Genomic DNA, 17,961 nt, shown 5'->3' on the forward strand with positions numbered 1-17,961 from the left:
CCAATTGGGCTGGGGCCCACTGGATTGAGGGAGAGAAGACATGACAGACGCCGACACCACCGAGCGCGACGTTGATACAGAGCTCGACACACCATCGGCCGCCGAGGATGCCGCGGACGCTGGCGCGGAGCAGACCGATGATCTGGAGGACCGGTTGGTCGCGGAGGGCGAGATAGCCGGCGACTACCTCGAAGAGTTGTTGGACCTGTTGGACTTCGACGGCGACATCGACTTGGACGTCGAGGGCAGCCGCGCCATCGTGAGCATCGATGGCAGCGACGACTTGAACAAGTTGGTGGGTCGAGGTGGCGAGGTGCTCGACGCGCTCCAGGAACTCACCCGATTAGCGGTGCACCAGAAGACCGGAGTGCGCAGCCGATTGATGCTCGACGTCGCGAGCTGGCGCCGGCGACGTCGGGAGGAACTGGCGGCGCTGGGCGACAAGGTCGCGCGCCGGGTGCTCGAATCCGGCGAGCGCGAAGAGCTTTCGCCGATGACGCCGTTCGAACGCAAGATCGTCCACGACGCCGTCGCCGCGGTCTCCGGTGTGCACAGCGAGAGCGAGGGCGTTGAGCCTGCGCGCCGCGTGGTCGTCTTGCACGACTGACTGACCCACAGAGTTACAGCCGTGTAGTTCCCGTCGTTCGCCGGCCTCTGAAAGTTGACAGTGTGCGCCCCGACTAGAGGATGTTTCACGTGAAACACGGCGAAGCCGCGAATGCCGCGGCGGGCCGCTCGGGGGAGGGCGCCGGGAAAGCCAGCGCCCGGGACGGCGCGGCCGCGATCTTCGGCGAGCGGCTCGGAATCGCGCAGCGGTATGCGGAATTCCTCGCGACCGCGGGGGTGGAGCGCGGCCTGCTCGGACCGCGCGAAGTCGGCCGCATTTGGGATCGCCACATTCTCAATAGCGCGGCCGTCGCCGAACTCCTCGACCCGGGTGAGCACATCATCGACATCGGCAGCGGGGCAGGCTTGCCGGGGATACCGCTGGCGATCGCACGGCCCGATCTGGAGGTCGTGTTGCTCGAGCCGCTGCTGCGACGCAGCGAATTTCTCACCGAGGTCATCAACGAACTAGGGTTAGCCGTCGAGGTGGTCCGTGGCCGCGCGGAGGAACTCGGCGTCCGTAACCGGTTCGGGGAGAGGGATGCTGCGGTGTCGCGAGCAGTTGCATCGTTGGACAAATTGACAAAGTGGAGCTTGCCGTTACTCCGGCCCACCGGGCGGATGCTCGCGATCAAGGGGGAGCGGGCGTCCGATGAAGTTCAACGATTCCGGCGTGTGATGACAGCATCGGGCGCCACTGATGTCAGGGTGGTGACATGTGGCGCGACCTATTTGCGTCCCCCCGCAACCGTAGTTTCAGCGCGACGCGCAAAGTCGCCGCACCACAAACCGGCACGGACCGGGAGGGCCGGAACTCGATGACTGCTCCAGGAGATTTGCCGCCGGCTTCTCAGCCGCCGGGAGAGGTTCACCAAGCGGTGGATCCAGCTCTGGCGCCGGCGAGTGAGGACACCTCCACACCGCCGCAGGCCGCCGCTGCACCGACCGCGACGGCGAATGTTTCACGTGAAACAGTGGACGACTTCGATACCCCCATCGGGGCGGCCGCCGAACGCGCGATGCGGGTGCTGCACACCACTTACCCGCCGCTCCGCAGGCCGTCGCGCCGTCGGGTCTTCACCGTCGCGAACCAGAAGGGCGGGGTCGGCAAAACGACGACCGCCGTCAACCTCGCGGCGGCGCTCGCGCTGCAGGGTCTCAAGATCCTCGTCATCGACCTCGACCCGCAGGGCAACGCGAGCACGGCACTCGGCATCACCGATCGGCAATCGGGGACGCCCTCCTCGTACGAGGTCCTCCTCGGCGAGGTCGCCGTGCATGACGCGCTCCGGCAGAGCCCGCACAATGAGCGCCTGTTCTGCATCCCGGCGACGATCGACTTGGCGGGCGCGGAAATCGAATTGGTCAGCATGGTGGCTCGCGAGAACCGGCTGCGCACCGCGTTGGCCGACCTCGAGAACCTCGACTTCGACTGCGTTTTCATCGACTGCCCACCATCGCTCGGGCTGCTGACCATCAACGCGCTTGTCGCCGCGCCAGAGGTCATGATCCCGATCCAGTGCGAGTACTACGCGCTCGAGGGCGTCTCGCAATTGATGCGCAACATCGAAATGGTGAAGGCGCACCTGAACCCGAAGCTCGAAGTGAGCACGGTGGTGCTCACCATGTACGACGGCCGCACCAAACTGGCGGACCAGGTCGCCGAAGAGGTCCGCCGGTACTTCGGGAGCAAGGTGTTGCGGACCGTCATTCCGCGCAGCGTGAAGGTTTCCGAGGCACCGGGCTACAGCATGACCATCATCGATTACGACCCCGGCTCACGCGGGGCGATGAGCTACCTCGATGCGAGCCGCGAACTCGCCGAGCGCGACTGACCACCATCCGCGAAGGGACGACCATGACGCAGCCGTTACGCAAGAAGGGCGGCCTCGGCCGGGGCCTGGCATCGCTTATCCCGACCGGCCCCGCGGAGGGCGACTCGGGCCCGGCGACGCTTGGTCCGCGGATGGGCGACGCCGCCGCGGACGTCTTGATCGGGGGGCCGCCACCGCAGGACGCATCGTCGATGGGTGCGGTCTATCGCGAAATCGCGCCGGCCGACATCGAGCGCAACCCGCGTCAGCCCCGGCAGGTTTTCGACGAGGAAGCCCTGTCGGAGCTGGTGCACTCCATCCGCGAGTTCGGCCTCTTGCAGCCGATCGTGGTGCGAGCGGTCAAGGACTCCACGACCGGTGCGCGGTACCAGATCGTGATGGGGGAGCGGCGCTGGCGCGCGGCGCAAGAGGCCGGCCTGGCGACCATCCCGGCCATCGTGCGCGAGACCGGCGATGAAGACCTGCTGCGCGACGCCCTGTTGGAGAACATCCACCGGGTGCAGCTGAACCCGCTGGAAGAGGCGGCGGCCTACCAACAACTGCTCGACGAATTCGGCGTCACCCACGATGAGCTGGCCGCTCGGATCGGCCGGTCGCGGCCGCTGATCACGAACATGATCCGGCTGCTCAAGCTGCCGATCGCGGTACAGCGGCGGGTGGCGGCCGGAGTCCTGTCCGCTGGCCATGCTCGCGCCCTGCTGTCGCTGGAGGCCGGCCCCGAGGCGCAGGAGGAGCTGGCCACCCGGATCGTTGCTGAGGGACTGTCGGTGCGGGCAACCGAGGAGGCGGTCACGTTGGCCAACCGGAGTGGCGCGGCCACGCCGACGGCCCCGCGACGCAAGCCCATCCAGATGCCGGGCCTGCAAGACGTCGCCGATCGGCTGTCGAACGCGTTCGACACCCGCGTCACGGTCAGCCTGGGCAAGCGCAAAGGCAAGATCGTGGTTGAGTTCGGTTCGGTGGACGATCTTCAGCGGATTTTGGACGTTATGTCCCCGCCCAAGGCGTGAACTAGGACACCGTGTAATTACGTCACTGTGACACCCGGGCAACTTTTTGTGGCGAGCCCACCCGTACCGGGCGCTCCGGCTCGACGAAACGGCATGCCCAACAACGACTTTCGACCGTAGGGCGCGCGACGGCGGCACGGTGGCGGCCGTTCTGGCGGACCAACCTGAAGGACCAGGCCAAAGCTGGCCCGATTAGGACCACCTCTCCTATCCTGGAGGGGTTGCCGGGTGCAGATGGCTGCAGTACCGCACAGGAGCCAGGAGGCTAGTGTCCGCTCGAATCATGCCGCTACGGCTCGAGGCATTCGAGCAGCTTCCCAAGCACGCACGCCGGTGCGTCTTCTGGGAAGTCGATCCAGCGACCCTCGGTAATCAGGACCACCTCGCCGACCCCGAATTCGAAAAAGAAGCGTGGCTCTCGATGGTGATGCTGGAGTGGGGATCGTGCGGGCAAGTCGCGACCGCGGTCCCCGACGAGCGAAGCCAAGCCGAGCCCCCGTGTCTGGGCTACGTGTTCTACGCCCCGCCGCGAGCGGTGCCGCGGGCGCAGCGGTTCCCGACCGGTCCGGTGTCCGCCGACGCAGTCCTGTTGACGTCGATGGGCATCGAACCCGGACCGGCCGCCGACGACCTGCCGCACGGGTTGATCGCCCGGGTCATCGATGAACTGGTACGCCGCGGCGTCCGCGCGCTCGAAGCATTCGGCCGCACCCCGGCGGCTTCGGAACTGCAGGATCCGCGCCTGGTCGGTCCCGATGTACGGCCGGTGCTGGAAGCCGTCGGCGACTGCTCGGTGGACCACTGCGTCATGGATGCAGAATTTTTGAAAGACACGGGTTTCGTTGTGGTAGCGCCACATACGTACTTCCCGCGGCTGCGGCTGGAACTCGACAAGGGCCTCGGCTGGAAGGCGGAGGTGGAGGCGGCCTTGGAGCGCCTGCTGGAAAACGCACATCTGGAGCAGCCGGTCGGCGCGGGGTCCACGACAGCGGGCGCCGGGTCTACGACAGCGGGCGCCGGGTCTACGACAGCGGATGCGTCCGAATCAGCCTAGGCGGTTGGTAATCAAGAACCGCCGAGTTGGCTGGTGCGTTCCACCGACAGTTCGTGGGCCAGCAGTTCGGCGAACGTGAAGGTGCCAGTAGGGCGATCGTTCTTGCCCAACAGGTAAAGCCGCTTGACCGCGGCGAGGATTCCCTCGGCGATGGCGTCGCGCGTCTGCGTCGAGACCAGCATCGAGCGGTCCCGAGGGTTGGTGATGTAGCCGACGTCGACCTGTACCGTCGGCATCCGAGTCAGGCGCAGCAGATCCCATGTCCTGCCGTGCGTGCGGCAGTCCCGTAAACCGGTGCGCGCCACGACTTCTCGCTGAATGAAGTCGGCGAGGTTGCGCCCGATGGTGGAGACCGAACCGTGCGAGTTGCCGAAGTGAAAAGAAGCCACCCCGTTGGCAGCCGCGCTGATCTGACTTTCGCAGCGCAGGCTGATCATCAGGTCGGCGCCGACGTTGTTGGCGGTGGCGGCGCGTTCGGCATCGAGGGGACTGCGGTTGACCGGTCGCGACAGGAAAGTCTCCATGCCGATCGCGGCCATCCGCCCTTCCAAGCGGCTGCCCAAGTCCCACAACACATCTGCTTCGCTGATCGGTCCCGACGGGCCCTGCATGATCGTGCCGTGGTCCGCTCCGCCACGGCCCGGATCAATGATGATCCGCTTGCCCGACAATTTGGGACCGGATGAGCGAACCAGCTCCTCTTCGCGCAGCGCATGCGGAGATCCACCGGTGACCCGCGAACTCAGGAAACGAAAGGAGCGCAACGTTTCTGGGCCGCAGATACCGTCGGCGGAAAGCCCGTACTCGCGCTGGTACGACATCAACGCGTTGTGGGTCTGTAGCCCGAAGTATCCGTCGACCAGGCCGGTGTAAAAGCCCAGGTCTTGCAGCCGCGCCTGCAGCGTGGCCACGTCGTCGCCGAACAGGGGGGCACCGAATTGGTGATACAGGGTGCGGGCGCCGAGCCGGTACGACGCCTCCTTGAGCGCGCGGTAGGTGGCCTCGCCGACGATGCCGTCCACCAGCAGCCCGCGATACTGCTGAAAGGCACGGACCGCTTGATCGAGTTCGGCATCGAAGAGTTCGAGGGCCACGTGCCGGCCGGTGTTGAGATCGTCCCCGGAGCTATCCAGCAGGCCCAGCGTGACCAGCGTCGCCCGGATCTCGGTCACAGCAGCGCTGTGGTCACCACAACGCAGCGCGTCGCCGTATTCGCGGCGCGGACTCGACATACCAAGGGCCCTCCGGGACTATCGACAAGCTCAGATGTGGGCAACAGCTAACGGTATTGTCGCAGACGCTTCGTAAATTCGGGAAAACCGCAGGCTGTGCGCGGGGCGTGGTGCGGCGAACTAAACGAAATCAGCCGAGGTTGGGAACCGCGTCGGAGAGCTCACGCAGTAGTGCCGCCTTGCCTTTCGCACCGACGATCCGCTTCACCGGTTGCCCGTCTTTGAACAGGATCAGGGTGGGGATGGAGACCACCTGAAAGCTCTGTGCGGTTTCGGGGTTGGCGTCCACGTCGAGCTTGGCGATCGTGAGGTGTTCGCCTCGCTCGCTGGCGATTTCCTCGAGAACCGGGGCCACCATCTTGCAGGGCCCGCACCACGTTGCCCAAAAGTCAACCAGCACAGGCTTATTGCTGGATAGCACGTCGCTAGAGAATGACGCGTCAGAGACTTCTATTGTGGCACCGGCTTTTTCGGCGTCGGTCATTGTGGCGCTCCAATCAATGTGTCGGTACTGCCCGGAAATTCGGTGGCGTCGCCTTGCGCGGCGGCGCTGGCCTCTTCGTGGTCGGCGAGCCAGCGTTCGGCATCGATGGCCGCCGAGCAGCCGCTGCCCGCGGCGGTGATGGCCTGCCGGTAGGTGCGGTCCACCAGGTCCCCGGCGGCGAACACCCCATCGATCGACGTACTGGTGGTGCGGCCGCGCACCAGCACATAACCCTCGGGGTCGGTCTCGAGCACGTCGCGCACCAGCTCCGAGCGCGGATCGTGCCCGATGGCCACGAACACCCCGGTCACCGCCAACGTCGACACCTCACCCGTGCCGGTGTCCCGCAACCGCAACCCCGTCACCGTGGACCCACCCTCGACCGCCTCAACGGCCTTGTTCGTCACGATGGTGATCTTGTCGTTGGCCTTCGCGCGCTCGAGCATGATCCGCGACGCCCGAAACTCCTCCCGCCGATGCACCAACGTGACACTGCGGGCAAAGCGGGTCAAAAACGTCGCCTCCTCCATCGCCGAGTCCCCGCCGCCGATCACCGCGATGTCTTGGTCCTTGAAAAAGAACCCGTCACAGGTCGCACACGACGACACCCCGCGCCCCAGCAGCTCTTGCTCGCCGGGCACCCCGAGGTAGCGGGCGGCAGCTCCCATGGCCAAGATCACCGCGCGGGCCCGCACCGTCTCACCCTCGGCGGTGGTGACGGTCTTGACCGGCCCGTCGAGCGAGACGGACTCGATGTCTTCCATCCGCAGATCCGCACCGAAGCGCAACGCCTGCTCCCGCATCTGATCCATCAACTCCGGACCGGTGATCCCGTCGCGAAAACCCGGGAAATTCTCCACCTCGGTGGTCGTCATCAACGCCCCACCAAACGACGTCCCCTCAAACACCACCGGCGCCAACTGCGCCCGCGCGGTATACAACGCCGCGGTATAGCCAGCAGGACCCGAACCAATAACGATCACGTCATGCACAGTGTCGGCGGTCATGAAAACCTTTCAAGCGATTCGTCTCTGGATCCGTGTAAACGCCAGCGTAGGCACGGCTGTTCCCGGGTGTATCGCACCAGCTGTATGGCACCACATTAAGGGCGGGGGACCTGGGTGTTGGCCAATAGGCCGGTATCGGCGGCGCTGCAGTTGGGCGAGACCGCAAAGACGGCCAGGCTGTGTGGGCTGTCGCCGGGTATCACCAGAACGACGCCGGGGCGGGCGTTGATCTCGACCGCTCGCGCACCCAGGATCGGCGTGGACGCCGGATAGCCGAGGCCCGTGAGGCAGGAGGCGCGTCGCGCCGGGTCGTTGAGCGTTCCGTAGTCGGGACTGCGGTCGAGCAGGCCGAGAATCTCGTTCTGCGAAAGCGGGATCTTCATCGGTGGTGTCGACAGCGTAATGTGCTGGACCTCTCCAGGGGTGTCGGGGACGGGTTCGGGAGCATGCAGGAGCGCGACGGTCCCGAAGCCGATCGCGAAGAACACCGCGCACAGGCCCGCGGCGGCGGCGATGGTCCGGGCCGGACGGATGTGTGGGCGGGCAGAGTGGACTGCCGGTCCGTCCGCAGCACCGGAGGCGGGCTGCGCGGAGCGCAGCGCCGCGGCAATCCGGCCCATTACCTGCGGGGGAGGGTCGGGCGCGGAGGCCGCGTCGGCGCCCACGGCGGCGACGTCGCCGCGGACCCGATTCAACGCACCCAGCACGGCGGCGGCATGGGGGTCGGCGCGGACCTGATTGCGGACGCGGGCGGCGGCCTCGTCGTCGAGGAGGCCAGCCTGTAGATCGGCGAGCAGTTCGACGGTCAGCTGTGGGTCTGAACCCGCATCGCGTTCACCCGGCGCATCGTCGTCCGCTGCATTCATCGGACACAGTGTCCGTCATGCACGCAGCGATGGCCACGCATAGCCCCGCGGGGCCGGCATGTCGAACGGTCAGGGCTGGCCGGCAGCGGCGTCGGGCAGGGCGTGCGTGCCGGCGTTGAGATAACCCAGCAGCTCGGCGAGCCGAACCCGGCCGCGAGCGCAGCGGCTCTTGATCGTGCCTTCGGCGACGCCGAGCAGGCGGGCGGTATCGGCTACCGAATAACCCTGCATATCGACGGCCACCACCGCGGCCCGCTGCTCGACGGGAAGCCGCATCAGGGCGCGCTGCACCGCCAACTTGGTCTCGACCTGAGCGGTGCGATCGGCCACCGGATAGATGTCTTCCAGCGGCACGGTCGGGTGCGCTTTGGTGCGGCGCAGCCGGTCCAGGCAGGCGTTGACGACGATGCGGTGCAACCAGCTGCCGACGGCGGCGTCGTGCCGGAATGCGCCGGCGCCGCGGTGCGCGGACAGCATGGCGTCTTGCAGCGCGTCTTCCGCATCCTCGGGCGTGCGGGTGGTCAGCCGGGCAAGCCGGTGCAGGTGCCGCTGGTGACGGTGAAAGAGCTCGCCGAAGGCGTGACGGTCGCCTGCCACATGGGCTGCCAGCAGTTCGGCGTCACTGCGCTCGTGCTTGGCGTTTCTCCCGAAGCCCACGGCCGGACATTAACCAATTGCCTATGGCGCGGCACTTCACTTGGAACGGCTTATGTGAGTGGGTCGCAGCAGTTGCGGATCACGACGCGGCCTGGACGGTGATCTCCGAAAAACCGGCTTGGCTCTTGCCGTTGGTGGATCCCAGCGTGGAGATCCACACCAGCAGATTCGACGTCGGCGAGCCCGCCCTGACCGGGATCACGTTGTGGCCGGGTTTGAGCGTGAAGCCCGAGGCCAGCACGGTGGTGTCGTTGAGGCTGGACGGCGTCGGCGAGGATGCCGCGCGGATCTCGACCTTGGTCCCGCTACTCGGGGTATCGATGCTGACTTGGCCGACCACAGTAGGGCTGGGCAGCTGCAAGATCAGCCCCTCGCCCTGCTTGAAACTGGGGAAGGGCACAGCGTCGGTGTAAACCTCGGTCGCCCAGGCCGTCGAGGGATCGCCGTCGATGGCCTGCCCGGCCGTCCCCGCGTTGTCGGCGTCGCCGTCGGGGGAGAAGACCGTCGCCTTGGTGGGTTTGACGACGCTTCCCGCGGCCGCGGGCGGCGCGCTCGACGACGCCGGCGCGGACGATGACGACGAGGGGCCGTTCAGTCCGAGCTCGTCCTTATTGAGGCCGCCGCCGACGTTGCCGAAGATCTTGCTCACGATCGACGCCAGCACCAGCAGGGCCACGACGATGACGGCGAGGCCGGCGCCGACCCCGATGAGCACGTTGCGCCGCCGCCGGGCGAAGGCCGCCTGGTCCTGACCGGATGAGATCAAAGCCGTCGAGGGCGAAGGCGAATCGTCGATGGGGCCGAGGACCTCGGTGCGGTCGGCGACCGCGGTGGCCTGCTGAAGCAGGTTCAAAAGCGTTGAGGCGCTGCGTATTCCGCCGTTCTCCTGGACCGCTCGGACGGCGACCGCGGAGATCTGGAAGGGAATATCGCGGTCGAGCGACATAGGCTCGACAGGGTTGCCCGAGGAGTCGCGTTCGGCCGCCGCGAGCCCGCTGCGAGCCCCGCTCTCCACGATGGGCCACCGATTGACCAGCAAGGCGTAGAGCGCGGCGCCGATGCCGCGGATGTCGTCCTGCGGGTTGGCCTCGGGCATGGTCGCCGGGTAGGCCAGCACTACGTCACCTTCGATGCTGACCCGCACCCGGCTGGGATGGTCGATCGACAGCGCGACCCCGGCGCGGTGGGCCGCGTCGGCGGCAGCGGCCAGCGACTGCATGGCCCGCACGGCGCCCACGGGTGAGGGTGCGGTGTCGGCCACCTCCTGCAGCGAGCCACCCCGGATCCACTCCGAGACCACCAGGCCGCCGGAGCCGGTGTGCACGACGTCCAGTACGCGGGCGATACCGGGTTTGTCGATGCGGCTGAGCCGCAGGGTGCGCGACAGGATGTCTTGTAGGACCTCGTCGGGCAGGGCGCCGTCGGGGTCGACGAAGGTCAGCGCCACCTGACGGTCCAGGGCGGTGTCCAGTGCCTGCCAGAACTGCAGCGGCGGGGCGCCGCCGTGGAAAACCAGCAGTCGGTACCGGCCGCCAGCGATGCGGGCGCCGGGGACAAGGTGCACGTCGTCGCCCTTGGAATCCGCCGAGCGGTCGCGCGGGGCTTCGAACGGGGGCTGTGCATGCCGGGAGCCGGCAATGTCACCGTTGGCTTGGTCCGATGGGCGCGGCGGAGTGGACGTCCTTGGCTGGTCGCCGGCGGGAATGTCGGGCTGGAAATCGTCGGCGATCGGCCGCGGCAGCGGAGTACCTGAGCCTGCGCCAGGCCCAGAGCTGGGGGCTGCGCTCTCCATCGGGCGGTCGGTCACCTCCGGTCCTTTCGCTAGCCGGGCTCGGTTTGCCCGCTCCGGAGGCCTGCGCCGAATCGGCTCCTGGACCGCACTTACCCCAGGCGGGGACGAATTCCTCTGCTCAGGGTACGTGACCGGCCGTCGATGAGACGATCGATCCTTGGCACTCGGCTTGCGCGGGCGCGGTCCGCGGCCCGTGATGCGGTACCGCAGGGCGTCCAGCGCCGCCCGTGCCTCGGGGACCTCTGCGCGGAGCATGACCGCCGCCGTGATCGGCAGCATGATCAACCCCAGTACCACCAGGCGGAGCAGGGAACCGGCGCCGCCGTGGCCGGTGAGGGTGTCCAGCCCGAGCAGGCGGTCCACCACATGGGCGATCAATCCGGCCAGCATGGATGCGGTGAGCGTCACCAGGATCGTCCGGACTTCGCCGACGCCGATCAGCTGGCCACCAGCCGGCAGTAGGGCGCGTCGCAGCAGGACGTAGCCGATGACGGCGCCGGCGAGAAATCCCACGCCGTTGGCCAGCCCGAGAAACCCGGCCACCAGCTTGGGGTCGTCGGTGAGGTGCGGCGCCAGCACCGAGCCGAGGATCTTGACGGCGGTGATGACCAGGATGATGACGATCGGCGTCCACGGCTGTTCGCGCGCATAGAACACCCGCAGCTGCAGAAGCACCAGTCCGTAGGGGATCAGCGTGAAGGCCGAGAGGGTGATCGCGGCGCCCAGGTATCCGGCGTCGACGTTTCCGAAATGTCCGTAGGCGAACAGGGCGCTGCCCATCGCGGGGCCGCCGACGGTCATGAACGCCACGATCGGGATGAGCGTGATCAACGTCAGCCGGGTGGCCAACGACAGGTCACCGAGCACCGCCTCGGTGTCGTCGGCCGCGGCGTTTCGGCTCAGCCGCGGCATGACCACGGTCAGGACCGTCACGCCGATCATGCCGAACGGCAGCATCAGCACCAGCCAGGTGTAGTTGTAGATCGCGGGGCCCGATGCCGCTGCGGTGCTGGCGATCTGGTTGCCGACCACCAAGCCGAGCTGGCTGATCAGTACGTAGAGCACCATGGCGGTGGCCATGGTGCCGAAGCGCTTGAGCCGCTGGTCGATTCCCCACAGGGGGCGCAAGTCGACGCGTTGGCGTTGCAGCGCCACCAGCAGCAGCCCGGTTTGGGCGAACACGCCCAGCGTGGTGCCGACAGCGAGCACCAGCAGCTTGGCGTTGCCCATCCGGACGGGATCGACCGACAGCTCACCGGGAACCAGCGCGTACACCGCCAGCGTGATCAGCGCGACGACGTTGTTGACGACCGGCGCCCACGCCGTGGGCCCAAATACGTTGCGAGTGTTCAGGATCGCCATGAACACCGATGTCAGCCCGTAGGCAAGGACCTGCGGAAGCAGCAGGTAGGCGAAGGCGATGGTCAGCGGCTCGTTGACTTGCGGGTTGCGGCCCAGCATCAACCGCACCAGCAGCGGGGCCGCCACCACCGACAGCGCGGTGGCGAAGATCAGCAGCGTCGTCGTCAACGTGACCAGGCGTCGCACGAACGCCGTGCCGCCGTCAGGGTCGCTCTGCTCGGCGCGCGCCAGCACCGGCACGAAGATGGCGGTGAACGTCGCCTCCAGCACCAGCGCCGCGACGAGGTTGGGGAGCTGGTTGGCCACCGAGAACGCGCTGGACAACGCGGCGCCGAGGATCGCGGCCAGCAGCACCACCCGGGCGAAGCCGGTTAGCCGGCTGATCAACGTGGCGAAGGCCATCGCCCACGACCGCGATACCAGCGCCGCGTCAGACAGCTCGGGGCGTCGACGATCGATTTCGGCGGCGACGGGCGGCAGCGGACCGGTCGGCGGCGAGCCCGCCACGCGCGAATGCCGCGACGGCTCGGGCAGGCGCCGGTGTGGTTGAGCCTGCCGAGGGGTGGGGTTCATACTCGGTGCTCTTGTTCGACCCGGTCATCGGCGGGGTCGGCGGCGTGCCGGACATCGGGTGGGTCGGGCCGGTCCAGGTCGGCTGGGTCGGGTTGGCCACGGAAGCGGTGCCACAACCGTCGTCCGGCCAGCAAGATCAGGACCGCGGCGGCGGACAGCGTGATCGCGAACAGGACCTTGCCGTACGCGTTGGAATGCACGGACAACCGCACCGGCTCACCCAGTCGCAAACCGTCCGGGGTCCGCAGGGTCGCGTCCACGGCGACGCGCTGGGTGAAGTTCACTTCGACCGGAATGCGCAGCGGCAGGTAACCCGGCGGCAGTTCGATCTGGCCGATGTCGGTGACGTTCATCCCCGGTGGCGCATCGACGTGCAACCGCACCCGAATCGGAACGGCCAAGCCGTTGTGCAGCGCCAGCGGCAGCGGACTGTGCTCGGTGGCCAGGGTGTAGGAGCCGCCCGGATTGACGATCGTCACCGCGCCGAACAGGTCGTTGATCGTCTTGCCGACCACCACCAGGCGCTGCTGGGCCAACCCGTTGCGGGTGTCGGGCGGTTCGGACTGGCTCAGCGCGCGCAGCATGTCCTCGCGCAGGGGCGCGGTGTACTGGACGCCGGTCAGGCCGGTGCGGTCGTCGGTCATCAGCGATGACGTCAACCCCCACAGCCGGCCGACCTGCCCGGTGATGCCGGCGGTGACGTCGTCGGTGAACTGCCCGGGTGCGGAGGCGTAGGCGCCCACCTCTCCCTGCAGATCGACGCGGGCTTGTGCAACCTGATTGGCGTCGGCGACCACGGCCGTCAGCGGGCGTGGCGCCGCCAGACCGGAGCGGATGGTGGTGGTCAGCGCGGTCAGGATGACCTGGGCGTCGTCGGCCTGCAGATTCCACGTCGACGGCGGAACCAGGATCTGGGTGCGGGGCTCGTCGCGGTCGAGCGCATGCCAGAAGATCGAGCCCAGCGCGTCCTGCCGACGCGCGGTCGCCGAGTCGTGTCCCAGGCGAACCGTCAGGGACGAGTCCAGGTATGTCGGCACCCCGGGGGTGGTACCGGCTCCGGCCAGCGCGGCGCCGACGGCCGGGTCGAACGGCGCGACCATGACCTGTGGGGACAACCGCCGCGGTGCGGTGTCGACGCCGCTCCCGGAGGAGCCCTGCCCCTCGGCGGCCGATAAGTCGGCCGCGGCGATGGCGACGGTGTTGTCGTTGGCGCTGAGCAGCTTGACCGTGCGGCCGGTCAGCGGACCATCCGGCACCAGCGTGGCGCCGCGGATGGACGACACGTCCAGAATTTTGTCGATGATGCTATTGGCGCTGGTGGTGGCGATGCCGCTCAGGCCGGGATCGTTGACGCGCTGGACGGCATCGAGATCGGCTTGCGCGTAGGGCAGCGGGGCCACACAAGTCCGGTGCGCCAGGGCGCGTAGGCGGTTCAGCCATTCAGTCGCGGCGACCTGGCCGCCACCCGGGTGGGTGGGGGTGCCCGGCAGTTGCGCCGAGTCGTCGGGGGAATTGGACACGACATAGCCGGCGGTCATCGCGTTAACCGTGACCAGTAGATCCGGGTCGATCGCCAGGCACAGCGCACGACCGACGGCGCCGTCGGGGTCAACGTCGTGACTGGTGGCGACTTCGGCCGAGGCCAGCAGGATGTCGAGGCGGCCGCCGGCGGCCAGCGACGTGGCCAGGTCGTCGTCGACCAGCCGCACCGGGATGGTTCCGCCCGGCACGCCGGGAGCCAGCCGAGGGCGGTCGGCCAGCGGCCAGAGCATGGTGGTCAGCACCGGTTTAGAGGTGTCGGGAGCGACCGCGGAGCCCACGTCGTCGGCGCGGTCGGGCGGCACTCCCACCACGGGCAGCAGGAATCGCGCGTTGTCCAACCGGGCGGGTGCGCCGTAGTCCGGTGTGCCGTTCACGTTGACCAGGACGGGGTAGATGCCTGGCTTCTCCGCTCCCAGCGACGGTTTGGTCAGGGCGCGCAGCGGTGCCGACAGGGTGAAGCCGACTTCTTGTCCGCGCTGCAGTTCAGGAGCCAGTGTGAGGAAATCCGCGGCGGCCTGATATCCATCGGTGTCACCGTCCAGGGTGGTGCGCAAACCGGCGGAGGACGTGACGGGGCCCGCGTGCTCGAGGCGAACCATGACGTCGCGGACCGGCCGGTCGCCGATGTTGGTCACCATGCCGCTGACGGTCACGACGGGCGGACTGGTCGTGGTGACCACGTCGGGAGTGACTTGATCGATGCGGACCCGCACGAACGGCGTCACGCCCGGTTCACCCGCCGCCGCACGCGGCATCACCGGCGCGGTGAACACCGCAAATCCGGCCACGATGGCGAGCGCGGCGGCGATACGCACCAAGCCGGCCCACCGCAGACGCGGAGCTGTCACGGGCCGGGCCCGTGGCCGTTCTTCCGGCCCGTGGCCGGTTTGTCAGAGTGCCGCGTCCGCGAATGGGTCTGCGGGCGGCGCCGCGGCGAGCTGGGCGGCAGCGGGGGCAGCGACGCCGGACCGCCGCTTTGCAGCTTGTCGATCAGCTCGTCGGCCACGCGGGCCAGGCGGCGTTCGTCGGCGTAGGCCAGCCGGGACGGCAATTCGCCCATCGGCACCCAGGCCACCTCGGCGACTTCGAGATCCTCGTCGGACAACTCGCCGCCGGAGAAACGCATTAGATAGTGATGCACCGTCTTGTGGACGCGACGGCCATCGGTGACGAACCAATAGTCGATGCGGCCCAGCGCGGCCAGCACGCTGCCCCGGATGCCGGTCTCTTCGGCTACTTCTCTTATAGCGGTCTGCTCGGCGGTCTCGCCGAGTTCGATGTGCCCTTTGGGCAGCGACCACAGCATCCGCCCGCGCCGGTCGATGCGTCCGATCAAGGCGGCGACCTGAGACTCGCGCGGTCCGTCGAGACCGTCGATGACCAGGCCTCCGGCCGAGGTTTCGTGGACGGTCCGCAGCTGCTCCGGTCCGCCGCGAGACGCCCGGGATCGGCGCGGTTTGGTGGCTGTCGAGTCTCCGGCCGCTTGACCGGTGGTCTGCTTCTCGGACGAAGCCGCGGCGCCACGGCCCCGGCGCCGCCCCCGGCGCCGACGCGGTTTGCCTTGTTCGCCGTCCGACACCCAAGCGATAGTAGCTGGCACGGCATATTCTCCTGGAGATACTCGCCGCGGGCTGAGGCGCGAGGTGCCGGCGCGGGATCAGGTCCCGTCCAGTGCTTAGCCCTTAACTTCGGTCAGATGGGGCCTATCGCGTGGGCGACGATAAAAGCCGGAACGAAGATCAGGATTGAGATTGGTCCTGACAGGCTGCCAATCATCATTCCGCGGCCGACCTGCCCCCATCTGCCTGGTGCCCTAGCAATAAGCGCGCTGACAGCCACGTATGCCAGCGTTGCCGGAAGAACGAAGATGAGGAACGGCCACATCGACACGGCGATAAGCCAGGTGATGAGGCCGACCACTAAGAGGTGGGCTATGGCTATGGCAAATGTGAGTGGCCCGTATTGATTGTCTGGTCTGCCCGCATGGGGTCTGTCAGTCATTGGTTGCCTTCAGCGCAGGAATAGGTAAGCGAAAACTGTTCCGCCGATAAGCACAACCGCCGAACAGCTCGAAATGCTGATGCCAAGTCCACGATTGCGCGGTGCTGGCGACCTCAGGAACGCGACGCCGACTAGCAGCGCCGCGAGGGTTGTGCTGACAGTTGAAGCCAGCATCCATGCGCGCTCACCGGCGTATGCACTATGAGTTTCGAACGGCCACTTGCCCAGCAACCACATCACTACAAGCAGCGCTGCCAGTATCAGTTGGACGATAAAAGGTGCCGACCATGTTGCCATGCGCCAGACGCGGGCATCGAGTGGTGGCACGCGGTTGAACGAAGGCATCTGAGTAGCTTCCTGTCAGCGGACGATCAGGCTGGGACTGCTGCTCCGCTTGGCAACGAAGGAACCGACGGCGGGTGGGTTACTGGGCCGAACTCCGTCGGCGGCAGCGGCGCGGGCACGTCGTATTGAAGGTTCCAACCTCCGCTATCGAACGGCGCGAACGCCCTGCCGCCCAGTGGGCCGACGTCGTGGTGGAAGGGAAGGTTAAACATCGGCCCCGCCGAGTTACCCGCCTCAGCTGGGTCGATCAGTACGGTACGGGTGCTGCCACCTGGAAAATCCTGATAAACCTCGAGTGAAGGGTAATCAGTGCGGGTGCCATTTACTTGGACGCCTCCCGCCCCTGGGGTGAATACCAGATCACCGTTGACGGTGATCGTGTGGTTCGCCAATGGACCGTGCGGGTCGGCTGTGAATCCCGGTGCGAACGGATTGCCGGCATCGTACTTTATCCGAACCGACCCGTCGGCTAACTGAGTCACGCTGCCTTTCGGTGTGCCTACCTTGACCGTCCCGGGCGCCCCAGTCGAAGTCTCTTCGACAGAAGGGTTTTGACGCAGAATGACAAGCCCGTTTTCGTAGTCGATGTAGGTCGTTACCTTGGTGTCCTCGGGGTCGAAATGTTGCTCAGGCCGGCGGTTGTTGCCGAGGTCCCGGTTACCTGAAAGAGAACTCGTCACGTCCCGCTGCTCGATCCACTGCGAGACGCGCACGACTCCCTGTCCGGAGACTGGACGAATCTTCACCACCTCGATCTGCGATTTGGCGCCCTTGAACTTCGGATCATAGGTCTGCGGATCTAGAGCTGCGGCAGTTTCCCAGTCGGCCGCTGACGTGGGTTCGCGACCGAAGACCCGCTTGAACGCCTCGATCTGGTTGTGCCGTCGTTCCTCATCATTGACGTGCTGCGGGGGCCCTTCCGGGATGTTGCCGCCGAGGGCCTGGATCGGTGGCTGATATCCGTCCTGGTTGCGCAGGTTAGCCAGCGAAGTTTGCAGCTGCCGAGAGTACTTTCCGCGGATGTCGTTGAGCTTGCTCAGCGACGCCTTGGTGTCGTTGACGGCATGCTTTTCGAGTCCATCGATGTAGTGCTCTACCAATTGCCTTTCGGAGGCCGTTAGCCGAGTGTCGTTCTCGAGCTCGACTGCCTCACCAATTTGGTCGTCAAGCCCTTGGAGCGCTGCTTCGAGCGACGAAATCTCGCCCTTTCCGGACCGCTGGGCCTCGGCTAGTGCGGCCGCGATGGTTTCCATATCAGCACCGATTCTGGGCAACTGAGCTGCTTGTACCCCGAGTGAGTTCGTGGCCCGTTGTACCTCGGCCGAGTCGTTGATTGGATTCTCGCCGCTCTCGCGCGTCCAGGCTTTGTCGAAGCGATTCCGCGCCAGGTTGAATGCGGCTTCCGCTTCCCCTGTGGATCGCCCGGCGTCGTGAAACGCTTTTGCGAGGTTTGAGATCTGGGCCGGCTGCCCGCTCTGCAACGTGTCGTTGATCTTCCACGGGTCTCCACCCGCGAACATGATCAGCGCGCCCTTGCTTATGTATCGGAGATGCACCGCATCGTCCCGCCGCTCACCCTTCTTGTCGCACGTAAC

The 17,961-nt window shown here is 67.0% G+C and carries 16 protein-coding genes; 5 read left to right on the top strand and 11 right to left on the bottom strand.

Annotation, left to right across the window (positions count from 1 at the left end):
* Positions 1-40 precede the first annotated feature (40 nt).
* The 5 genes from A5753_RS15390 to A5753_RS15410 all read left to right on the top strand — a co-directional run bounded on the left by A5753_RS15390 (position 41) and on the right by A5753_RS15410 (position 4,505).
* A complete protein-coding gene (locus A5753_RS15390; RefSeq protein ID WP_067129605.1) occupies positions 41-607 on the top strand; it encodes a R3H domain-containing nucleic acid-binding protein in 567 nt (188 codons plus the stop codon).
* A gap of 80 nt (positions 608-687) precedes the next feature.
* Complete coding sequence (gene rsmG / locus A5753_RS15395; protein WP_067129608.1) at positions 688-1,428, top strand: 16S rRNA (guanine(527)-N(7))-methyltransferase RsmG; 741 nt, start codon at positions 688-690, stop codon at positions 1,426-1,428.
* Positions 1,425-2,441 carry a ParA family protein gene (locus A5753_RS15400; protein ID WP_231990087.1) on the top strand — a complete coding sequence of 339 codons (1,017 nt, stop codon included), beginning with the start codon at positions 1,425-1,427 and terminating at the stop codon, positions 2,439-2,441. Before rsmG ends, A5753_RS15400 begins: the two co-directional genes overlap by 4 nt.
* Before the next feature lie 23 nt (positions 2,442-2,464).
* Entirely contained in the window at positions 2,465-3,451 is a 987-nt protein-coding gene (locus tag A5753_RS15405; RefSeq protein ID WP_067129612.1) for a ParB/RepB/Spo0J family partition protein, read from the top strand.
* Positions 3,452-3,719: 268 nt separating this feature from the next.
* Positions 3,720-4,505: an acetyltransferase gene (locus A5753_RS15410; protein ID WP_156656122.1), complete on the top strand. Its 786-nt coding sequence runs from the start codon at positions 3,720-3,722 to the stop codon at positions 4,503-4,505.
* A gap of 11 nt (positions 4,506-4,516) precedes the next feature.
* Here A5753_RS15410 and A5753_RS15415 read toward each other — a convergent pair whose 3' ends face one another.
* The 11 genes from A5753_RS15415 to A5753_RS15460 form a co-directional block, all read right to left on the bottom strand.
* Positions 4,517-5,737, bottom strand: a complete 1,221-nt coding sequence (locus A5753_RS15415; protein ID WP_067129617.1) for an N-acetylmuramoyl-L-alanine amidase — start codon at positions 5,735-5,737, stop codon at positions 4,517-4,519.
* A gap of 130 nt (positions 5,738-5,867) precedes the next feature.
* Positions 5,868-6,221 (bottom strand): thioredoxin, encoded by a 354-nt coding sequence (gene trxA, locus A5753_RS15420; RefSeq protein ID WP_067129620.1) that lies wholly within the window; start codon positions 6,219-6,221, stop codon positions 5,868-5,870.
* Positions 6,218-7,228 carry a thioredoxin-disulfide reductase gene (trxB, locus tag A5753_RS15425; RefSeq protein WP_067129623.1) on the bottom strand — a complete coding sequence of 337 codons (1,011 nt, stop codon included), beginning with the start codon at positions 7,226-7,228 and terminating at the stop codon, positions 6,218-6,220. The genes trxA and trxB overlap by 4 nt, the downstream gene beginning before the upstream one ends.
* Before the next feature lie 95 nt (positions 7,229-7,323).
* The gene (locus tag A5753_RS15430) at positions 7,324-8,094 is read right to left on the bottom strand and encodes a hypothetical protein (RefSeq protein ID WP_067129626.1); all 771 of its coding nucleotides are present in this window, start codon (positions 8,092-8,094) and stop codon (positions 7,324-7,326) included.
* 69 nt (positions 8,095-8,163) lie between these two features.
* Entirely contained in the window at positions 8,164-8,751 is a 588-nt protein-coding gene (gene sigM, locus A5753_RS15435) for an RNA polymerase sigma factor SigM (RefSeq protein WP_067129629.1), read from the bottom strand.
* 79 nt (positions 8,752-8,830) lie between these two features.
* Positions 8,831-12,478 carry a lipid II flippase MurJ gene (locus tag A5753_RS15440; protein WP_369829322.1) on the bottom strand — a complete coding sequence of 1,216 codons (3,648 nt, stop codon included), beginning with the start codon at positions 12,476-12,478 and terminating at the stop codon, positions 8,831-8,833.
* Positions 12,475-14,868 (bottom strand): hypothetical protein, encoded by a 2,394-nt coding sequence (locus A5753_RS15445; protein ID WP_067129635.1) that lies wholly within the window; start codon positions 14,866-14,868, stop codon positions 12,475-12,477. The genes A5753_RS15440 and A5753_RS15445 overlap by 4 nt, the downstream gene beginning before the upstream one ends.
* Positions 14,865-15,599 (bottom strand): NUDIX hydrolase, encoded by a 735-nt coding sequence (locus tag A5753_RS15450; RefSeq protein WP_067129638.1) that lies wholly within the window; start codon positions 15,597-15,599, stop codon positions 14,865-14,867. Before A5753_RS15450 ends, A5753_RS15445 begins: the two co-directional genes overlap by 4 nt.
* Positions 15,600-15,712: 113 nt before the next feature.
* Positions 15,713-15,940, bottom strand: a complete 228-nt coding sequence (locus A5753_RS25215) for a hypothetical protein (RefSeq protein ID WP_067129641.1) — start codon at positions 15,938-15,940, stop codon at positions 15,713-15,715.
* Between the two features lie 90 nt (positions 15,941-16,030).
* Complete coding sequence (locus tag A5753_RS23935) at positions 16,031-16,318, bottom strand: hypothetical protein (protein WP_082971345.1); 288 nt, start codon at positions 16,316-16,318, stop codon at positions 16,031-16,033.
* A gap of 74 nt (positions 16,319-16,392) precedes the next feature.
* On the bottom strand, positions 16,393-17,922 hold the full coding sequence (locus A5753_RS15460; protein WP_067129643.1) for a hypothetical protein: 1,530 nt from the start codon (positions 17,920-17,922) through the stop codon (positions 16,393-16,395).
* Positions 17,923-17,961: the final 39 nt, after the last annotated feature.

The organism is Mycobacterium sp. 852002-51971_SCH5477799-a (assembly GCF_001667145.1).
Classification (GTDB): domain Bacteria; phylum Actinomycetota; class Actinomycetes; order Mycobacteriales; family Mycobacteriaceae; genus Mycobacterium.